The following is a 15,163-nucleotide window of genomic DNA, read 5'->3' as shown; positions in this document are numbered from 1 at the left end:
TCGCTTGGAGCATGTCGAGCGTCTCGCCGCCGCGGACCTCGCCGACGATGATGCGGTCGGGGCGCATGCGCAGGGAGTTGCGGACCAGGTCGCGGGCGGCGAGCACGGGCAGGGCGGTGCCGACAGTCAGCGCCGTGAGCACGGTGGCGGGGGAGAGGACCAGCGGGGCGGCCGGCCCGTCGACGGGCGTGAAGAGGGCTTGGAGCAGGGCGGCGACCCCGGTGCCGGCGACGACGCCGGCCACGGAGGCGATCAGGCCGACCAGGACGGATTCCGTCAGCAGGATGCGGCGCACCTGCTTGCGGGAGGCGCCGACGGCCCGCATCAGGGCCAGCTCCCTGGTGCGCCGGGAGACCAGCATGGTGAAGGTGTTGGAGATGAGGAAGGCGGCCACGAACAGGGCGACCGCCGCGAAGCCCAGCATGATCTGGCTCATGGTGTCGCTGTCGCTGGAGGCCAGATTCGCCTGGAGTTCGGCGAGCCGGGAGCCGGTGACAGCGGTGGTGTCCTTCGGCAGTACCGGTTCGACACGCTCCACGAGCCGGCTCACGTCGGTACCGGGGGCGGCGGTGATCTCGATGTTCGTGTACCGACCGGGCCGCAGGAACAGCCGCTGGGCCGTGGCGTCGGCGAACAGCGTCAGGCTGCCGCCGGGGGAGAGCTTCGAGGCGTCGGTACGGAAGACCCCGCTGAGGGTGTACGAGGCCGCGCCCGCGGCCGTACCCACGCGCAGGGTGTCACCGACGCGGTAACCGCCCTTGACGGCGGAGGCCTCGTCGAGGGCGACCGTGTGCTCGCCGGCCGGGCCCGAGCCCGCGGTGAACCGGTAGGCGGGGTCACTTCCGTCCTTGCCGGGGGCGAAGTTGCCTCCCTCGCGCGAGGTGGCGCTGCCGAGGAGTCGGCCTTCGTGGTCGGCGACGGCGGCGAAGCCCCCGACCCGGCCGGCGACGGCGGCAACGCCGGGGACCTCGGCCAGGATAGCTGCGGTGCGGGCGTCGAGGGTGGTCGGAGGGGCGCCTGGGAGGGTGTTGGCCGCGACGTTGAGGGAGACGCGGTCGTAGCCGGCGCTCGCCCGGTCGACGGCGGCCTGTTTCAGGCTGTCGCCGTAGACGAGGCTGCCGGTGACGAAGGTGACCCCGAGCAGGACCGCGAACACGGTCATCAGCAGGCGGGCCTTGTGCGCGAGCACGTTGCGCAGGGCGGTACGGAACATGGGTGCGGATCCTGGGGGAGGGCTCGGCGGAGGCGAGCGGGTGGCTGGAGGGGGAGCGGACCGGGGGCCGGAGCGGCAGGGGCCGGGGTGGGTCAGCTCGCGTGCGAGCGGGCGTCGAAGGCCTTCATCCGGTCCAGGACCCGGTCCGCGGTCGGCCGCGCCATCTCGTCGACCAGACGGCCGTCGGAGAGGAAGACCACGCGGTCGGCATAGTCGGCGGCGACGGGGTCGTGGGTGACCATGACCACGGTCCGGCCCAGCTCGCGCACCGACTCGCGGAGGAAGCCGAGGACCTCGGCCCCCGCACGGGAGTCGAGGTTGCCGGTGGGCTCGTCGGCGAAGACGATCGCGGGGCGGGAGACCAGGGCCCGGGCCACCGCCACGCGCTGCTGCTGCCCGCCGGAGAGCTGCCCGGGGCGGTGGCCGAGGCGGTCGGTGAGGCCGGTCATCGACACCAGGTGGTCCAGCCACTGCCGGTCGGGAGTACGGCCGGCGAGGGTCAGCGGCAGGGTGATGTTCTCCAGGGCGCTCAGTGTGGGCAGCAGGTTGAACGCCTGGAAGACGAAGCCGATCCGGTCCCGGCGCAGCCGGGTGAGCTGCTCGTCGTTCAGGGTGGACAGTTCGGTGGTGCCGATGCGGACGGAGCCGGAGTCGAAGGAGTCGAGCCCGGCGGCGCAGTGCATCAGCGTGGACTTGCCGCAGCCGGAGGGGCCCATGATCGCGGTGAACTCGCCCTCGCGGAAGGAGACGCCGACCTCGTCCAGGGCGACGACGCGGGTGTCACCGCTGCCGTAGACCTTCGACAGGCCGGTGGTGGCGGCCGCGATCCCGGCCGGAGTGCGGAGGGTGGGCGGGGTGTGCGGGGCAGGGGGGTCGGCGGTCACGGTGGCTCCTCTTCGGGTGCGGACGGGTGCACTCCGAAGGGTGTCGGGGGAAGGTATCGGGGCCCGGACCACCGTGTTCCGGCGCTCGCTCCGCCGCGTATCGGTTCTGTAGCACCCGAGCCCGGGCCGAGCCCGAGCCGAGCGCGAGCGGAGCCCGACCCGAGCCCGCGGCGGAGCCCCCACCGGTCGGCGGAGGTCAGTCCGGCAGGCGCAGCGTGGCGACGGCGCCCCCGTCGGGAGCGTTGCCGAAGCGGAGTTCCGCGCCGAGCACCCCGGCCTGGCCCAGGGCGATGGTCAGGCCCAGCCCGTGACCGGTGCCGCGTTCCGCCCGGCCCGTGTGGAAGCGCCGGGGCCCTTCGCGCAGGAGGTCCGCGGGGAAACCGGGGCCGTGGTCGCGTACGACGACGGTGCGGCCCTCGACGCTGACCCGGACCCGAGCGTTCCCGTGCCGGTGGGCGTTGACGACGAGGTTGCCCACGATCCGTTCCAGCCGGCGCGGGTCGGTCTCCACGGTCCCGGCCCCCGGGTCGACGGCGACCTCGGTGGCGAGGCCGGTGCGCATCACGGCCTCGGAGACGACCGCGCCGAGCGGGACCCGGGCGTGGACCGGCAGTTCGGCGCCCGCGTCCAGCCGGGAAATCTCCAGGAGGTCCTCGACCAGCCCGCGCAGATCGCGAACCCGTGCCCGGAGCAGGTCTTCCGTCTCGCCGCCCGGCAGCAGATCGGCGGCGGCCAGCAGACCGCCGACGGGCGTGCGCAGTTCGTGGGCCACGTCGGCGGTGAACCGGCGCTCGTCGCGCAGCCGCCGGCCCAGGGTGTCGGCCATGAGGTCGACGCTGGCGGCGATGTCGTCCACCTCGTCGCGGCGGGCGGTGGGTCCCGTACGGGCGTCCAGGTCCCCGGCGCAGATCCGGCCCGCGGTCTCGGAGACCCGGCGCAGCCGGCGGCCGAGCACGCCGGATCCGTAGACCGCCAGGGGGATGGCGGCTGCGAGCGCGATCAGCGACGCCGCGGCCATGGTCAGGTCGAGCCGGTACAGGTCGTGGAGCTCCGGACTCATGTTGACGCGGACAGCGAGGACCGGGCTGTCCGGGCCGCCGGTGCGCTGGGCGGCCCAGAGGGACGGCCCGAGGTTCCCTTCGACGTGCCCGTCCGAGGCGGTGTGCCGGCCGGCGTCGACCGGGTTCCGCAGGGCGGCGGGCAGCTCGGACGGGTCGAGGTCGGCGCCGTCGATCAGGGTGCCGGTGCGCCGGTAGGCGTCCATGGCGGTGTACACGGTGTTGGAGGCGCGCATGGCGGCGCGCTCGCGGATGTCCCGTGCGGTCCAGAGATGTACGAGCCCGCCCACCGCCGCCGAGACCAGGCAGGCCGTGGCGGCGGCGAGTGCGGCGATCTTCCACCGGAGGGGCACGCGACCCGGACGCGGCCGGCCGAAGGGGCGCACCGGGCTCAGCGCCTGAGCTTGTAGCCGAAGCCGCGGACCGTCTCGATCCGGTCCCGGCCGAGTTTCCCGCGCAGCCGCTGCACGCACAGGTCCACGACCCGGCTGTCGCCGTCCCATCCGTAGTCCCAGACGTCGCGCAGCAGGGTGTGCCGCTCCAGCACGATGCCCGGGTGGGCGGCGAACTCCAGCAGCAGCTTCAGTTCGGTCGGGGTCAGCGCCACCGGGACCCCGCCGACGGACACCTCGAGGCCGCCGGTGTCGATGGCCAGGTCGCCGAAGACCAGCAGAGCCGCGCCGGACGGCGTCGGCGCGTCGGCGCTCTGCCCGGGCGCCGGGGAGGGGGGATAGGTGGCGCGCCGCAGCAGTGAGCGGATGCGGGCCACGAGGACGCCCGTCTCCACGGGTTTGACCACGTAGTCGTCCGCCCCGGCCTCCAGGCCGGCGACGATGTCCAGCCCGTCGCCGCGGGCCGACATCATCAGGATCGGGACCAGGCTGCTCTCCCGGACCCTGCGGCACAGGCCGATCCCGTCGAGTCCGGGCAGCATCACGTCCAGGATCAGCAGGTCGAAGCCGTCGTCGCGGAAGGACTCCAGTCCCGTCAGCCCGTCGGCGGCGGCCCGCACCTGGTATCCGTAGCGCTCCAGGGCGACGGTGAAGGACCGGCGCATCAGTTCGTCGTCTTCCACCAGCAGCACGCGGACGGGTTGCGCTGCGGCGGGAGGCGGGGCGGCGGCGGACACGGCGGGCGACTCCTGTTCGGCGGAAACGGTTGGCACGGGTACCTGAAGACCGGAAGACCTGAAAGCAACGATATGGCCTCGGTCGCCGCCGTTCCCCCGGCGAGGGGCACGTGTACCCGAACCGATGGACGGTCGAGCGCTCCCCGATACCCGCCGGATACAGAGCAGCGCGGCCCAGCGGGCCGCGCCCTGCGACGGGGGCCCGGATCTCCCGCGCCGCCGCGCCGCAGGTTGCCGGTCCCATGCCCGACTTCGGTATCAGACACGGCGCCCGGCTTATGGCACACGCGGGCCTGCTGTGGCTGCCTGTCGCGATCGGCGAGGTCAGGACAGAGGTGGTGGGCGTCGGTGGAAGGGCCGTCGCATCCGACATGCGAGGACAGGAGCTGGCGCGACGCGTGGTCGCAGCGGCACTCGACCGTGCTTGCGCCATGAGCCCACACCACGCGCTGCTGTTCTGCCAGCCTGCGCTCGTGCCGTTGTACCAGAGCCTCGGATGGCACCCGCTCGACCAGGACGTGAGCGTCGAACAACCCGCGAGCGAAACATAGGGACTCCCCTTGCTGCTTCAGTGGCGCGCGAGCACCAACGGCCCCGGGCCGGGGTCCGCACCCCTTCTTCGTCCTTCGTCGGGCGCCGTAGCGCGGCTTGGCCCGGGCCCGTACGTACCCTCGAAGGAGTGGCCCCGCCCCTGCATCTGGCCGAACCCTTCGCCGTGATGAGCCGGACCGCGCCTGATGCCCGCCTTTCCTGCCCGACAGCCAAGATCATGAGCAGGTGGCTGCTGCCGCGGACTTGTCCCTTGCGGCCTTATAGGCGAGTTTCGGGAACGTCTGCGGCTCAGGGTGCGGGGGAGTGAGGACGGGCGGGAGTCGATTGACTACCGGCCCCAGGCCTGGCGTGGGATTCGCCGGGCCAGTGCCCCGCTCATCGAGGGGGCATGGCCGGTCGCGCCGTGAAGCATGCCGCAGCTGGCCGGTGAGGTGGCTTCCTGGGGCAGCTTGGGCTCGAGATGTCGTAGGCGGGCAGGCCCTCGGCCGTGGTGACGATGCCGTCGCCGTTCCTGTCGGCGCTCGCGTCGGGGCGATGGACGTCGTGCCCGGTGGTGGATCCGTGGATGTGCTGCGCGGTAGTGCCGGGGCCGGCCGCATCACGTGCCCCGGCGCCTTCCGGCGGAACCGGTCGCGACGACGGCCGGTGCCGCCTCGTAGGCTGCGTCCATGAATGAGACCCAGACGCCCCGCGACGCCTTCGCGCTGCTCATGGCCGGCAACCAGCGCTTCGTCTCCGGCACCCCCGAGCACCCGAACCAGGACGCCACCCGCCGCACCGAGACCGCACCGTCCCAGCAGCCCTTCGCCGTGCTGTTCGGGTGCTCCGACTCCCGGCTGGCCGCCGAGATCATCTTCGACCGCGGCCTGGGCGACCTGTTCGTGGTCCGCACCGCCGGGCATGTCGCCGGTACGGAAGTGCTCGGCAGCATCGAATTCGGCGTGAGCGTCCTCAACGCGCCCCTGGTCGTTGTCCTCGGCCACGACTCGTGCGGCGCCGTCGCCGCAGCGTGCTCCGCCCTGGAAGACGGACAGACGCCAGGCGGCTTCGTCCGGGACGTCGTCGAACGAGTGACCCCGAGCGTGCTGGCAGCCCGTGCCGCCGGACGCGAGACGGCCGAGGAGATCCTGGCCGAGCACATAGAGCACACCCTGGACCTGCTGCTCGAACGCTCCCGCGTGCTGGCCGAACGGGTTGCCGACGGCCGCCTGGCAGTAGTGGGGCTGTCCTACCGGCTTGCCGACGGCAGTGCACAGCTCGTCGCCGCCCGCGGAATCGACGCGGCCGTCCCCACCGGGTCCTGACCGTCCCGGGCGTAGCCGCTCACCGGGAGGGCCGGGGCCCCGCGGCCCGCAGCAGCCGGTTGGCGATCGCCGGCCCCAGCCCCTCCTCCAGCGGCAGGGACGCGATGATGAGGTCGCACCCTTGAGCACGGGTGGCAGCACGGCGTGACAGACACGGAGTCATATCTCAGACTCCCACCAACACCCCTCTACCGAGCACTTATTGGAATACGGGCCCCGCCACTGTTCCCTTGGCCCCGCCTTCGCCGCCGTAACCGCGGCCCACGCCAAGCGCCCGGTCCGCATCGGATACGCCAGGACGTCGACCGCACGGCAGGAGCTGGCGAGCCAGCTCGAAGCCCTCCACCGTGCCCAGTACCGCTGTACCAAGCGCCGCCAATCGCATCCGGTGCGAACTCGCGACGGTTCGCGAATCGTCATGGGAAGCGGCGGCAATCAGTCCGCTGACCAGGGTAGTTGGCCCGGGCGGCTGATGGTGGGCCTTGACACCGAATCCTGAACATACGGTGAGAACTTCAAGGCCATCGACAGGCGTCCAGAAACGTCTCGTGGTCACTGGTACCCGGGATGTCGCTGAGAAGTAGGAACAACTCCCCGCTGTCCGAAGCCGAACAACGGACAATCGGCGCCGAACCCTCTCGGCCCGGCGCCCGGCTGGCTGACGGCCGGGGCGGCCGCTGCCTTAGGGTTTCGGAATCATGACGAGAACCACGCCACCGCGCCCGCTCGACGTCGAGGGGCTCTTCCCCGGGATCGCGGCCCACCGAGGCACGACCACCCGGCTGCACCCGAGGCGGGGCAGCCCCGACGCGTCGGTGAGCTCCGTGGGCGGGCCGATGCTCTGGCCGGCGGAAGATCCGTGGCCGGTGTGCACCGATCCGCACCCCCACGGGCGCGGCCGACGCCCCGCGGACATCCACCGGGAGCGGCAGCTCTGGGCCGCCGCGTGGGCGCGGGACCCGGGCTCCGGCCTCACGGACGAGGAGCGGGGGCTCTTGGAGGAGCTCCAGCGCAGGCACCGGGCGGCGGGGGAGAGCGGGGAGTCGGATCCGCTCCCGATGATCGGCCTGGCCCAGCTGTACCGCCGGGACGTGCCCGACCTGCTCGCGGGACCGGAGGACCGCGATCTGCTCCAGGTGTTCTGGTGCCCCTTCGACGCGCACGGCGGGAACCGGACCGGCATGCTGCTCGACTTGCGCTGGCGCCGGTCGTGGGAGGTCGTCGGGGTGCTGGCGCAGCCGCCCCTGCCGGAGGTCGTGGGCTCCGAGGGATACGTACCCGAGCCGTGCGTGCTGCACCCGGAGCAGGTGGTCACGTACCCCTTCGCCGGGCTGCTGCCCGAAGAGCTGTGCGCCCGGATCGAAGCCAGGGAAGAGGCCCTCGAGGAGGAGGCCGAGGAGGCCGGCGTGGAGGAATGGGACTGGCCGACCTACCAGTTCGACCTGTCCATCCCGCCCGGCTGGCGTGCCGGCGGCTACGCATCCTGGAACCTGACCGACGCCGCCGTCCTGCAGTGCCCGGCCTGCGCGGCCCCGATGGAACTGCTGCTGACCATCGACAGTTCGGAGTGGGACGGCGGAAGTGGCAGCTGGATGCCGCTGGAGGAACGGGATCCGGATGTCAGCGGAGGCGGCGCGCACTCCGGGGTCGAGGTGGGCCGGTCGGGCAAGCTAAACGTCTTCGCCTGCCCAGCCGACCCAGGACATCCGCACCTCACGAGCATCCAGTAACTGCCTTAGGGAGCAACGCAGGAGGACGCACGGACGCGGACCCCGGAGCCGAAGCCAAGGACACCTTGAAGTACTTCTCCGAACGCATACCGGCTACCTTCGCCTACGCGGGCATCGACATCGAGGGTGGCAGCCTCCTGTCGGGCATCCGCGGTGATCAGATCGCCGCCCGCTTCACCTGGATGGCCACCCCATTCCTTCCCCTGCAACGCCGAGTGGAAGGCGCTGGTCATGCAGATGGAGGCCCCCCGGCGGGTCCGCTCGGCTGCTGTCAGGGCGTCAGTGACGAGTTCCGTCCGCATGTTGTCGGCGATGGCCCATCCGGCCAGCCGGCGGGAGACGAGGTCGATGACGGTCGCCGGCGCCTTCGGCGCCGCCTGGTCCGCGACGGTGGTGCGGTGCCGGCGACGCAGACGGGCCCCCTCGAGCCCGATGGTCCGTATGATCCTGGCGACACGCTTGTGGTTGACCGCCGGGCCGCCCTCGTCGCGGAGTTCGGCGGGGATCCTTGGGGCTCCGTACGTGCCGTCGGAGTCCTGGTGGACCTTGCGTATCCGAGCCGCGATGCCGGCCTCGACGGCCTGCCTGGCCGCCCTTGCGACCGTGGTGCGGCGCCAGTAGTAGAAGCTCGAGCGGGGAAGGCCGAGGATGTCGCAGAGCCGCTTCGCGCCGTGACGCCGCTGGTGATGTTCAACGAACCGGCACCGGTTCACCAGCGCGTCTCCGTCGCGAAATACTGGGCAGCCTTGTGGAGAACGTCACGCTCTTCCTCCAGCTCACGGATCCCCTTCCGGGCAGCGACCAGCTCCACCTGAATGTCGTCGACGTCGACCTGCGCAGCGGCCAGCGGTGCGGAGGGGGCGGCGGGCCGGCGCCCCGTCGGCAGCCTTGATCCAGTTCCGAAGTGTCTCGGTGTTCACTCCGAGATCGCCGGCGACGGACTTGACCGTCGCTCCCGGCCGCGAGCGGTACAACGTGACCGCGTCCGCCTTGAACTCGGCGGGATAGTGCCTCACCCCAACGGGGACTCAGTTCTCCTGGATCATCAAAATCCCAAGTGTCTCCAGTGTCCAAAACCCGGAGTCAAGGCCCAAACGCCCGACAGGCCGGTCAGCGGGACAGCGGTATCAGCACGAGCAGCGGCACGAACAGGGTCCACTGGGGCAGGGTGAACACCGCGCCTCCGAAGGCTGCCAGATCGACGGCGAAGAATACGCAGGTGAATGCGGCGGCGATGAACCAGGCGAAGGCCAGGACCGGCCGTGCGGCCGTCCGCTCAGCGCGTGCGGCCCAGGTCAGGGCGACTGCGAGGGCCGCGAGCAGCAGTGAGCACACGTGCCACAGCACGCGGAAGAGCTGGATGACGGAGGCGTCGAGGTCGGCGCCGAGCAGCGGATCGACGAACTCCGGGGTGCCGAGCAGGTGAAGTCCGGTGATGCCCGCGGCGAGAGCGGCGGCTGTCCACAGCGGCCAGCGGCGGCCGGCCGGGGTTGCGGGGGTGGTGAGGGCGGCGTCAGACACGGAAACCTCCGTTGTGGGGTGGCGGGCGTTCATCGGATCTCGATGCCGCGCGAGACCATCGCGGCCAGTTGGCCGGCCAGCTGCGGCGTCGGGGTTTCCCCGACCAGCGCGACATGGAAGAACACCGCTCCGGCCAACGTGTCCAGGACCAGGTTGACCGGAGTGCCGGCGGCGATCTCGCCGCGCTGCGCGGCCCGGTCGAAGATGACCGCCAGCCGCTCCTTCGACGGAGCCAAGAAGTCCGTACGGATACGCGCCTTCAGGGCCGGATCGGCGGCGAAATCGGCGAGCAGCCCCGGCAGCGCCGCAGTGCTGGCCGGCGTGCGGTACTCATCGACCAGGGATCCGAGCAGTACGGTCAGATCTCCGGTGAGCGTTCCCGTGTCCGGTACGGGGGAATCGTCGGTGGTCGTGAACACGGCTTCGAAGACCAGCTCCGCCTTCCCCGACCACCGCCGGTAGATGGTGTCTTTTCCGACCTCGGCGCGGGCGGCAACAGCCCCGATCGAGGTCGCCGCGTAGCCGACTTCGGCCACCAGAGCGGCGGTCGCGCTGATGATCGCCTCGTGCGACCGGGGATCCCTGGGACGCCCCCTGGGAGGCGGAGAGGAACTCATGCCCACACTTTACGGGTCGACCCGTTTGATAAACAAGCGGTGGCGCCCGGGGCGTCTCCTCCGCCTCGGGCGGGGTCGATCACCGTTGACGGGAAACCCTGCTGAGGTGGCGGTAGATGGTGGGGCGGGTGACGCCGAATCCGTCGACGATCTGCTGGACGGTGAAGTCGCCGGAGTCGTACATCTGGCGGGCCAGCATCACCTGGCGGGGGGCGAGTTTGGGTTTCTGGCCGCCATTGCGGCCTGCTCGGGCGGCCGCCAGCCCGTCCATGGTGCGCTGGGACATGAGGGCCGTGGTCGTCGATCGGGACTTCACCGCCATCGAGCACAGCTGGAGGTCAGCACGTGCGTCCGGCGCCGACTACGACGCCCATTACCGCACGCCGACGATCAGCCGCCGCGCAGGCCGCGGGGCCCTGGCCAACGCGGCGCTGCTCCTCGACTGGCAGGGCGACGGACGCGGCTACCAGCGCCACGACTACACCGCGTCCCCGACCGTCTGAGGCTCCCGCCCCGTTCCCCGGCCCGCCAACTGAATGAGTGTGCCGGCTGTGCCGAGCGGTCAAGGGCGCCTTCGGCGGCGCTTCGCGCTGGGCTCCGCACACCTGCCCGGCGTGCGGGGGCCGGGTGGTGATGCAAAGCCGCGGTTGGGCGACGTGCGCGAGCCCTGGGTGCACGTGGCGCGACATAGCTTCTGTGCTCGCGGGAGCGGTGGACCCGGGCTGGGATAGCTGAGACCGGGCCGGACGGCCGGAAAGGTGAAAGAGGGGCGGCGCACGCCGCCCCTCTCGTCTGATCAATACGCGGTTAAAGGACAGCCCTGCGGGCTGAGCCGCCCCTATGTGCCCTTCGGGCACGGGGGACAAAAGAGCTGCCCTTGAGGACACCGTGCCCGCGGTCCTGCGCCGAGGCGAGGAGGCCTGCCAGGTCCTTGTTCCGGTAGCGCCGGACCGTCTTGCGGTCAAGCTGTAGACGGCGGCCGATGGCGCTGAGGGACAGCCGGTAGCGGCCAGCTCGTTGACCTCCGCGAATCCGCGCCCGACCTGGCGGATGTCGTCAGGTCGGGCGTGGCGTGGGGGCGGGGCGGGAACCTGCGGGAGCTGCGGGCGGAGCTGCCGTTTCTGCACTCCAGCGAGCGCGCCGAGGCGCACGGCCGCGGGCCGGCCGCGGTCGTGGAGCTGCAGTGGCGTTTGATGCGGGAACAGGCAGCCGAGGCGCCGGATTTTCCGGCCCCAGCGTCCCTTTCCGTGCTTCTCCATGCCGGGCGTGCGCCAGTGCTGGGCGGGCCTGGTGGCGCCGGTCAGCGGCGAGCCCACGGCGTCGGGGCAGCGAGAATGGCGGGATGGACGGACTGGGTGGGGCGCTGGCGCGGGCAGCTGCGGATGACGATGTGGTGGACGGCTGGCTCCAGGGGCTGGCGAGCAATCAGGTGCTGCCGGTGGAGACGCTGGCCCGGCTGCTGGAGTTCGACGAGCTACCGATACCGAGCTTCTGGCTCAAGTACAGGACCTTGGATGCCGCAGCGACGGAGCTACTGGTGGCTTCGCCGCAGATCCAGCACCGGCTGGACGTGACCGAGAACGCGACGGCGGACGTGGACGTGCTGGCCCGGCTCGCGCGGGATCCGGAACCACGGGTCCGGTTCGTGTACGCGGTGATGCTCTTCGAGTACAAGCGCCGTATCCCTGCCGGGGTGCTGGAGATCCTGGCGCAGGACCTGGAACCGAAGATCCGGCGGATCGTCGGCGAGAGTGAGAAACCGCCCGTCGCGGTGCAGGAGCCGCCGCCCGTGCTGACGGCGGAGCAGCGGGTGACGCACCCGGATCCGGCGGTGCGGATGAAGGCCGCCGCTGATCCCGAGGTACCGACCGTCCTGGCCCTGCGACTGGCGGAGGATCCCGAGAACGACGTCCGGCTCGCGGTGTCGATGCGGGAGGAGCTGACGGAGGAACAGCGCACGGCTATCCCTTGCACGGTGTGGCAGCACTTCTGGTCGCCGCCGCCCTGGATCGCACGGCAGGCGACCGACCCGGAGGCAGCCCGCCGGATCGCGCGGTCGGCGCACGTCGGGCTGCGGCGGGTGCTCGCGGCTCAACCGCACCTGGCGCCGGGCGTGGTGGCCCTGCTGGCCGCGGACGAGGACGAGTGGGTGCGGCGCACGCTGGCCGAGGAGTGCGAGGACGCGCCGCACGAGCTGCTGGTGGAGCTGTACGCCACGGTGCAGGACCGGTACTGGTCGGGGTACCGCAACCACCGCAACTTCGCCCAGCCCGGGTTGGCCCGGTTCGCCGACGACCCCAACCCACGGCTGCGGCACGCCGCGTTGGATGACCCGGAGGCCGGGCCGGAGCTGGTGCTGCGGCTCGCCGACGACCCCGAGGTGGGCGGCTGGGCGGTGCGCCACCCCAGGCTGCCCGCCGACGAACTTCTCCGGCGGCTCACCCTGCCGGCACATGCTGCGGCTGCCGCAGGCAATCCAGCACTGCCGGTGGCGGTCATGCACCACCTGCTGGACCTCGCCCGGGCACGCTGACCTCAGGCGAGCGGCTGGTGCCTGGCCTGCAGCGCGATCAGCCCGCCGTCCAGCGAGAGGTACCCGACCACTTCCGCCAGCACCACCAGGGCCGTCAGGCCGACGCAGCGTCACAAGATCGGCGACAGCGCCGAACTACCTGACGCCGAACTGACGACCCAGGTGGGGAGTGGGGCGACCATCGCCATCCCAGGTCGGGCAGTCGGATCAGGGGGCCCAGGGCAGTCGTACGGCCTCGATCTCCGAGTCGTGGAGGAGGGCCTCGACGAGCGGGACCGGGCCGGCGACCTTGGTGGCCCACAAGTCGTAGTCCGTGCACAGGACCCAGGACCGGTCGTGGGCCCAGAGGTTGGACGGGCTCCACGCGTCTTCTTCGGGGTGGTCGTACAGGGCCTTCGCGTCTGCGAGCCGGCCTGCCCGGAGGTGCAGGTTGTCGAAGTCCTCTGCCCCGAGCACAAGCGGGGTGTAGTAGGCCAGGCATCGGGTGTCCGCGCCCTGCGGGCTGTGCTCGATGAAGATCTCGACCAGCCGGTTCCAGTCGGAGCGGTCCAGGCTGCCCTCGGACGGACCCGTGATGCCGACCGGCCACCCGCCCGAGTCGCGCAGCGAAGGGAAGGATGTGTGGCAGGGCAGACGCCCCTCGGCGGCCACGGGATCGCCGGTCCGCCGGGCGAGCTCTGCCCAGCGCAGGCGGCGCCAGCGTGGCCCAGGGCGCTCGCCTTTGGACGGGGCGAAGGTGTCCGAGAGATCGTCGAACACCTCTGCGGGGTCGAGACCCGGGATGATCTCGGAGCCGTCGCCCTTGCTGTTCAGGAAGGCACGCTGGTACGCGACGTACGACATGTCGAAGGGCCCGAGTTCGTGTTCGTACATTGAGTGGAGCACCCAGGCCGCGTCGGGTAGCGCCGGCGGCATGAAACCGGTGAGCCCGTCGTCGTCGGCCAGTTCCCGCAGCCAGTCGGTCTCTGCGGACGCGGCAAGCGGCCAGCGCGCGGTCGCCAGAGCCGCTGAGGTCTCGTACATCACCTCAGGCTATGGGCACGAAGTCCTGCGCTGCCCAGGCGCCTCCCCGGTTTGGAAGTGGGCCGCCTTTCTGACGTAGCCATCACGGAAGCGCGGTCAGAACCCCGTAGTTGGCCAGCTGAGCACACTTATTGGCCGCAGGCGGGACTCAGCTTCGGTCCTCAACCGTCCAACCGTCGCCCAGCTCGCGGCGCAACGCTTCCAGTGCTGCATTGGCCTCACACTGGAACGATTCCTGCTGCTCAAGGGTCCAGGGCGAGGGACCCGCCGGGTGGTCCCAGTCGAGTGAGGACTGGTACAGGTCGGCAAGCCTCGTGAGCTCGTTGCTGGTAACCGGAGTGATGGGCAGTTTCGCCGGGGCGCAGGGGTACCCGTAGGGGCTGTCGAGGTCGGGCATGTCCGACGGGCCTGGCCACAACGGGGTGTCGACACCGTACTCGAAGAAGAACCGCAGGTGGTGGGGCATGCCTCAGCCTTTCACAGCACTGAGCGCACGAGCGGCCGACTGAAATGCTCAGTGGCCAAACTGAAGTGCGGGTCTGTACGGTCAACGGTGGATCTTCGCGTAGGAAGTGACACCTGATGACAGACGTGATCGTCCCGCTGAGGCGGCCGTGGAGGAAGTGCAGCCGGCCGGGCTGGCACCGGACGTTCTGGATGACCAGCTGATCAGTCAGCTGGTGGACCGGGCCCAGGTGAACGGGATCGAGCTGACCGGCCAGGGTGGCCTGCTGTAGCTGCTGACGAAGAAGATCCTCGAGTCCGCCCTCGAGGGCGAGATCACCGACCGCCTCGGGCATGAGAAGCACGAGAAGGCCGGCTCGGGCAACACCCGCAACGGCACCCGCTCGAGGACCGTGGTTCACCGAGGTCGGGCCGGTGGAGATCGAGGTGCCTCGGGACCGCGAGGGTAGCTTCGAGCCGCAGATCGTCCGGAAGCGGCAGCGGCGTCTGGCCGGCGTCGACGAGATGGTTCTGTCCTTGTCCGCCCGCGGCCTGACCCATGGGGAGATCTCGGCCCACCTGGCGGAGGTCTACGGCGCCGAGGTCTCCAAGAGCACCATCTCCACGATGACCGACAAGGTGATCGGCGGCATGACTGAATGGCAGAACCGGCCCCTGGACTCGGTCTACCCGGTTCCTGTTCATCGACTGTGTCCACGTGAAACTGCGGGGCGGGAAGGTGGCCAACAGGCCGGTCTACGTGGTTTTGGCGGTCACCGTCGAGGGCACTCGCGAGATCCTGGGCCTGTGGGCCGGCGACGGAGGCGAGGGTGCCGCCACATACTGGCTTCAGGTCCTCACCGAGATCAAGAATCGCGGCACGGAAGACGTCTGCACGGTCGTCTGCGACGGGCTGAAGGGGCTGCCCGACGCGATCGGGACGGTCGCCCCCTGCGGGCCCACCGTATGGACCAGATCCGCGACCAGGGCGGCACCGGTCTTCTCGCCGCGCGCATGGCCCGCCTCGGGACCGACACCACCGCCTGGAAGGACGACCCGTCCTTCACCACGGTCGGGCGGCTCGTGGGCGCGCCCGCGCAATCCCTGACGACACCGCCTTCGGCGCCGGCCGCGCGCATGTCCCGGATCCGGGAC

At 71.2% G+C, this 15,163-nt stretch carries 17 protein-coding genes and 2 pseudogenes; 7 read left to right on the top strand and 12 right to left on the bottom strand.

Annotation, left to right across the window (positions count from 1 at the left end; all coding sequences use genetic code 11):
• From ABZY44_RS34925 to cseB, 4 genes are all read right to left on the bottom strand, one after another.
• A partial coding sequence (locus tag ABZY44_RS34925; protein WP_356661059.1) for an ATPase, T2SS/T4P/T4SS family occupies positions 1-1,213 on the bottom strand: 1,213 nt, incomplete at its 3' end.
• A gap of 92 nt (positions 1,214-1,305) precedes the next feature.
• Positions 1,306-2,097, bottom strand: coding sequence for an ABC transporter ATP-binding protein (locus ABZY44_RS34920; protein WP_356661057.1), 792 nt, complete (start codon positions 2,095-2,097; stop codon positions 1,306-1,308).
• 196 nt (positions 2,098-2,293) lie between these two features.
• The gene (locus ABZY44_RS34915; protein ID WP_356661055.1) at positions 2,294-3,508 is read right to left on the bottom strand and encodes a HAMP domain-containing sensor histidine kinase; all 1,215 of its coding nucleotides are present in this window, start codon (positions 3,506-3,508) and stop codon (positions 2,294-2,296) included.
• A gap of 38 nt (positions 3,509-3,546) precedes the next feature.
• Complete coding sequence (gene cseB / locus ABZY44_RS34910; protein ID WP_356661061.1) at positions 3,547-4,239, bottom strand: two-component system response regulator CseB; 693 nt, start codon at positions 4,237-4,239, stop codon at positions 3,547-3,549.
• A 287-nt stretch (positions 4,240-4,526) separates the two neighbouring features.
• Between cseB and ABZY44_RS34905 the strand changes: the two genes are divergently transcribed.
• Both ABZY44_RS34905 and ABZY44_RS34900 read left to right on the top strand, forming a co-directional pair.
• Complete coding sequence (locus ABZY44_RS34905) at positions 4,527-4,835, top strand: GNAT family N-acetyltransferase (protein ID WP_356661053.1); 309 nt, start codon at positions 4,527-4,529, stop codon at positions 4,833-4,835.
• A 669-nt stretch (positions 4,836-5,504) separates the two neighbouring features.
• Positions 5,505-6,140 carry a carbonic anhydrase gene (locus tag ABZY44_RS34900; RefSeq protein ID WP_356661051.1) on the top strand — a complete coding sequence of 212 codons (636 nt, stop codon included), beginning with the start codon at positions 5,505-5,507 and terminating at the stop codon, positions 6,138-6,140.
• Between the two features lie 19 nt (positions 6,141-6,159).
• Here ABZY44_RS34900 and ABZY44_RS34895 read toward each other — a convergent pair.
• Positions 6,160-6,264, bottom strand: a pseudogene (locus ABZY44_RS34895) (Sua5 family C-terminal domain-containing protein); the annotation flags it as partial.
• 574 nt (positions 6,265-6,838) lie between these two features.
• On the opposite strand from ABZY44_RS34895, the gene ABZY44_RS34890 reads away from it, so the two are divergent.
• On the top strand, positions 6,839-7,870 hold the full coding sequence (locus ABZY44_RS34890) for a hypothetical protein (protein ID WP_356661049.1): 1,032 nt from the start codon (positions 6,839-6,841) through the stop codon (positions 7,868-7,870).
• 5 nt (positions 7,871-7,875) lie between these two features.
• Here ABZY44_RS34890 and ABZY44_RS34885 read toward each other — a convergent pair whose 3' ends face one another.
• The 5 genes from ABZY44_RS34885 to ABZY44_RS34865 all read right to left on the bottom strand — a co-directional run bounded on the left by ABZY44_RS34885 (position 7,876) and on the right by ABZY44_RS34865 (position 10,294).
• Entirely contained in the window at positions 7,876-8,583 is a 708-nt protein-coding gene (locus ABZY44_RS34885; RefSeq protein ID WP_356661047.1) for an IS3 family transposase, read from the bottom strand.
• Between the two features lie 63 nt (positions 8,584-8,646).
• Positions 8,647-8,886 (bottom strand): transposase, encoded by a 240-nt coding sequence (locus ABZY44_RS34880; protein ID WP_356661045.1) that lies wholly within the window; start codon positions 8,884-8,886, stop codon positions 8,647-8,649.
• Between the two features lie 94 nt (positions 8,887-8,980).
• Positions 8,981-9,391 (bottom strand): hypothetical protein, encoded by a 411-nt coding sequence (locus tag ABZY44_RS34875; RefSeq protein ID WP_356661043.1) that lies wholly within the window; start codon positions 9,389-9,391, stop codon positions 8,981-8,983.
• A gap of 29 nt (positions 9,392-9,420) precedes the next feature.
• Positions 9,421-10,008 (bottom strand): TetR/AcrR family transcriptional regulator, encoded by a 588-nt coding sequence (locus ABZY44_RS34870; protein ID WP_356661041.1) that lies wholly within the window; start codon positions 10,006-10,008, stop codon positions 9,421-9,423.
• 79 nt (positions 10,009-10,087) lie between these two features.
• Entirely contained in the window at positions 10,088-10,294 is a 207-nt protein-coding gene (locus ABZY44_RS34865) for a helix-turn-helix domain-containing protein (RefSeq protein ID WP_356661039.1), read from the bottom strand.
• Between ABZY44_RS34865 and ABZY44_RS34860 the strand changes: the two genes are divergently transcribed.
• Both ABZY44_RS34860 and ABZY44_RS34855 read left to right on the top strand, forming a co-directional pair.
• A complete protein-coding gene (locus ABZY44_RS34860; protein ID WP_356661037.1) occupies positions 10,293-10,511 on the top strand; it encodes a hypothetical protein in 219 nt (72 codons plus the stop codon). The two genes, ABZY44_RS34865 and ABZY44_RS34860, sit on opposite strands and share 2 nt — an antisense overlap.
• An 839-nt stretch (positions 10,512-11,350) precedes the next feature.
• On the top strand, positions 11,351-12,541 hold the full coding sequence (locus tag ABZY44_RS34855; RefSeq protein ID WP_356661035.1) for a hypothetical protein: 1,191 nt from the start codon (positions 11,351-11,353) through the stop codon (positions 12,539-12,541).
• A gap of 207 nt (positions 12,542-12,748) precedes the next feature.
• Here the strand turns inward: ABZY44_RS34855 and ABZY44_RS34850 are convergent, their stop codons facing one another.
• Both ABZY44_RS34850 and ABZY44_RS34845 read right to left on the bottom strand, forming a co-directional pair.
• Positions 12,749-13,564: a hypothetical protein gene (locus tag ABZY44_RS34850; RefSeq protein WP_356661033.1), complete on the bottom strand. Its 816-nt coding sequence runs from the start codon at positions 13,562-13,564 to the stop codon at positions 12,749-12,751.
• A 148-nt stretch (positions 13,565-13,712) separates the two neighbouring features.
• Positions 13,713-14,030 carry a hypothetical protein gene (locus ABZY44_RS34845; RefSeq protein WP_356661031.1) on the bottom strand — a complete coding sequence of 106 codons (318 nt, stop codon included), beginning with the start codon at positions 14,028-14,030 and terminating at the stop codon, positions 13,713-13,715.
• Between the two features lie 172 nt (positions 14,031-14,202).
• Here ABZY44_RS34845 and ABZY44_RS34840 point away from each other — a divergent pair.
• Positions 14,203-14,945: pseudogene (locus ABZY44_RS34840) on the top strand (IS256 family transposase); the annotation flags it as partial.
• 29 nt (positions 14,946-14,974) lie between these two features.
• Positions 14,975-15,163 (top strand): hypothetical protein (locus ABZY44_RS34835; RefSeq protein ID WP_356661063.1); only part of this gene is annotated, 189 nt, incomplete at its 3' end.

Origin of the sequence: Streptomyces sp. NPDC006544, assembly GCF_040611715.1 — a bacterium.
GTDB lineage: Bacteria > Actinomycetota > Actinomycetes > Streptomycetales > Streptomycetaceae > Streptomyces.
Note: the sequence above shows the minus strand (reverse complement) of the source record. Positions and strands in the feature narration are given on the sequence as shown.

What these genes read in the sequence shown, in the direction of transcription:
- ABZY44_RS34845 (WP_356661031.1), bottom strand. Translation starts at nt 14,030, where the DNA reads ATGCCCCACCACCTGCGGTTCTTCTTCGAGTACGGTGTCGACACCCCG.
- ABZY44_RS34865 (WP_356661039.1), bottom strand. Translation starts at nt 10,294, where the DNA reads ATGTCCCAGCGCACCATGGACGGGCTGGCGGCCGCCCGAGCAGGCCGC.
- ABZY44_RS34900 (WP_356661051.1), top strand. Translation starts at nt 5,505, where the DNA reads ATGAATGAGACCCAGACGCCCCGCGACGCCTTCGCGCTGCTCATGGCC.
- ABZY44_RS34870 (WP_356661041.1), bottom strand. Translation starts at nt 10,008, where the DNA reads ATGAGTTCCTCTCCGCCTCCCAGGGGGCGTCCCAGGGATCCCCGGTCG.
- ABZY44_RS34905 (WP_356661053.1), top strand. Translation starts at nt 4,527, where the DNA reads ATGCCCGACTTCGGTATCAGACACGGCGCCCGGCTTATGGCACACGCG.
- ABZY44_RS34850 (WP_356661033.1), bottom strand. Translation starts at nt 13,564, where the DNA reads ATGTACGAGACCTCAGCGGCTCTGGCGACCGCGCGCTGGCCGCTTGCC.
- ABZY44_RS34890 (WP_356661049.1), top strand. Translation starts at nt 6,839, where the DNA reads ATGACGAGAACCACGCCACCGCGCCCGCTCGACGTCGAGGGGCTCTTC.
- ABZY44_RS34855 (WP_356661035.1), top strand. Translation starts at nt 11,351, where the DNA reads ATGGACGGACTGGGTGGGGCGCTGGCGCGGGCAGCTGCGGATGACGAT.
- ABZY44_RS34860 (WP_356661037.1), top strand. Translation starts at nt 10,293, where the DNA reads ATGAGGGCCGTGGTCGTCGATCGGGACTTCACCGCCATCGAGCACAGC.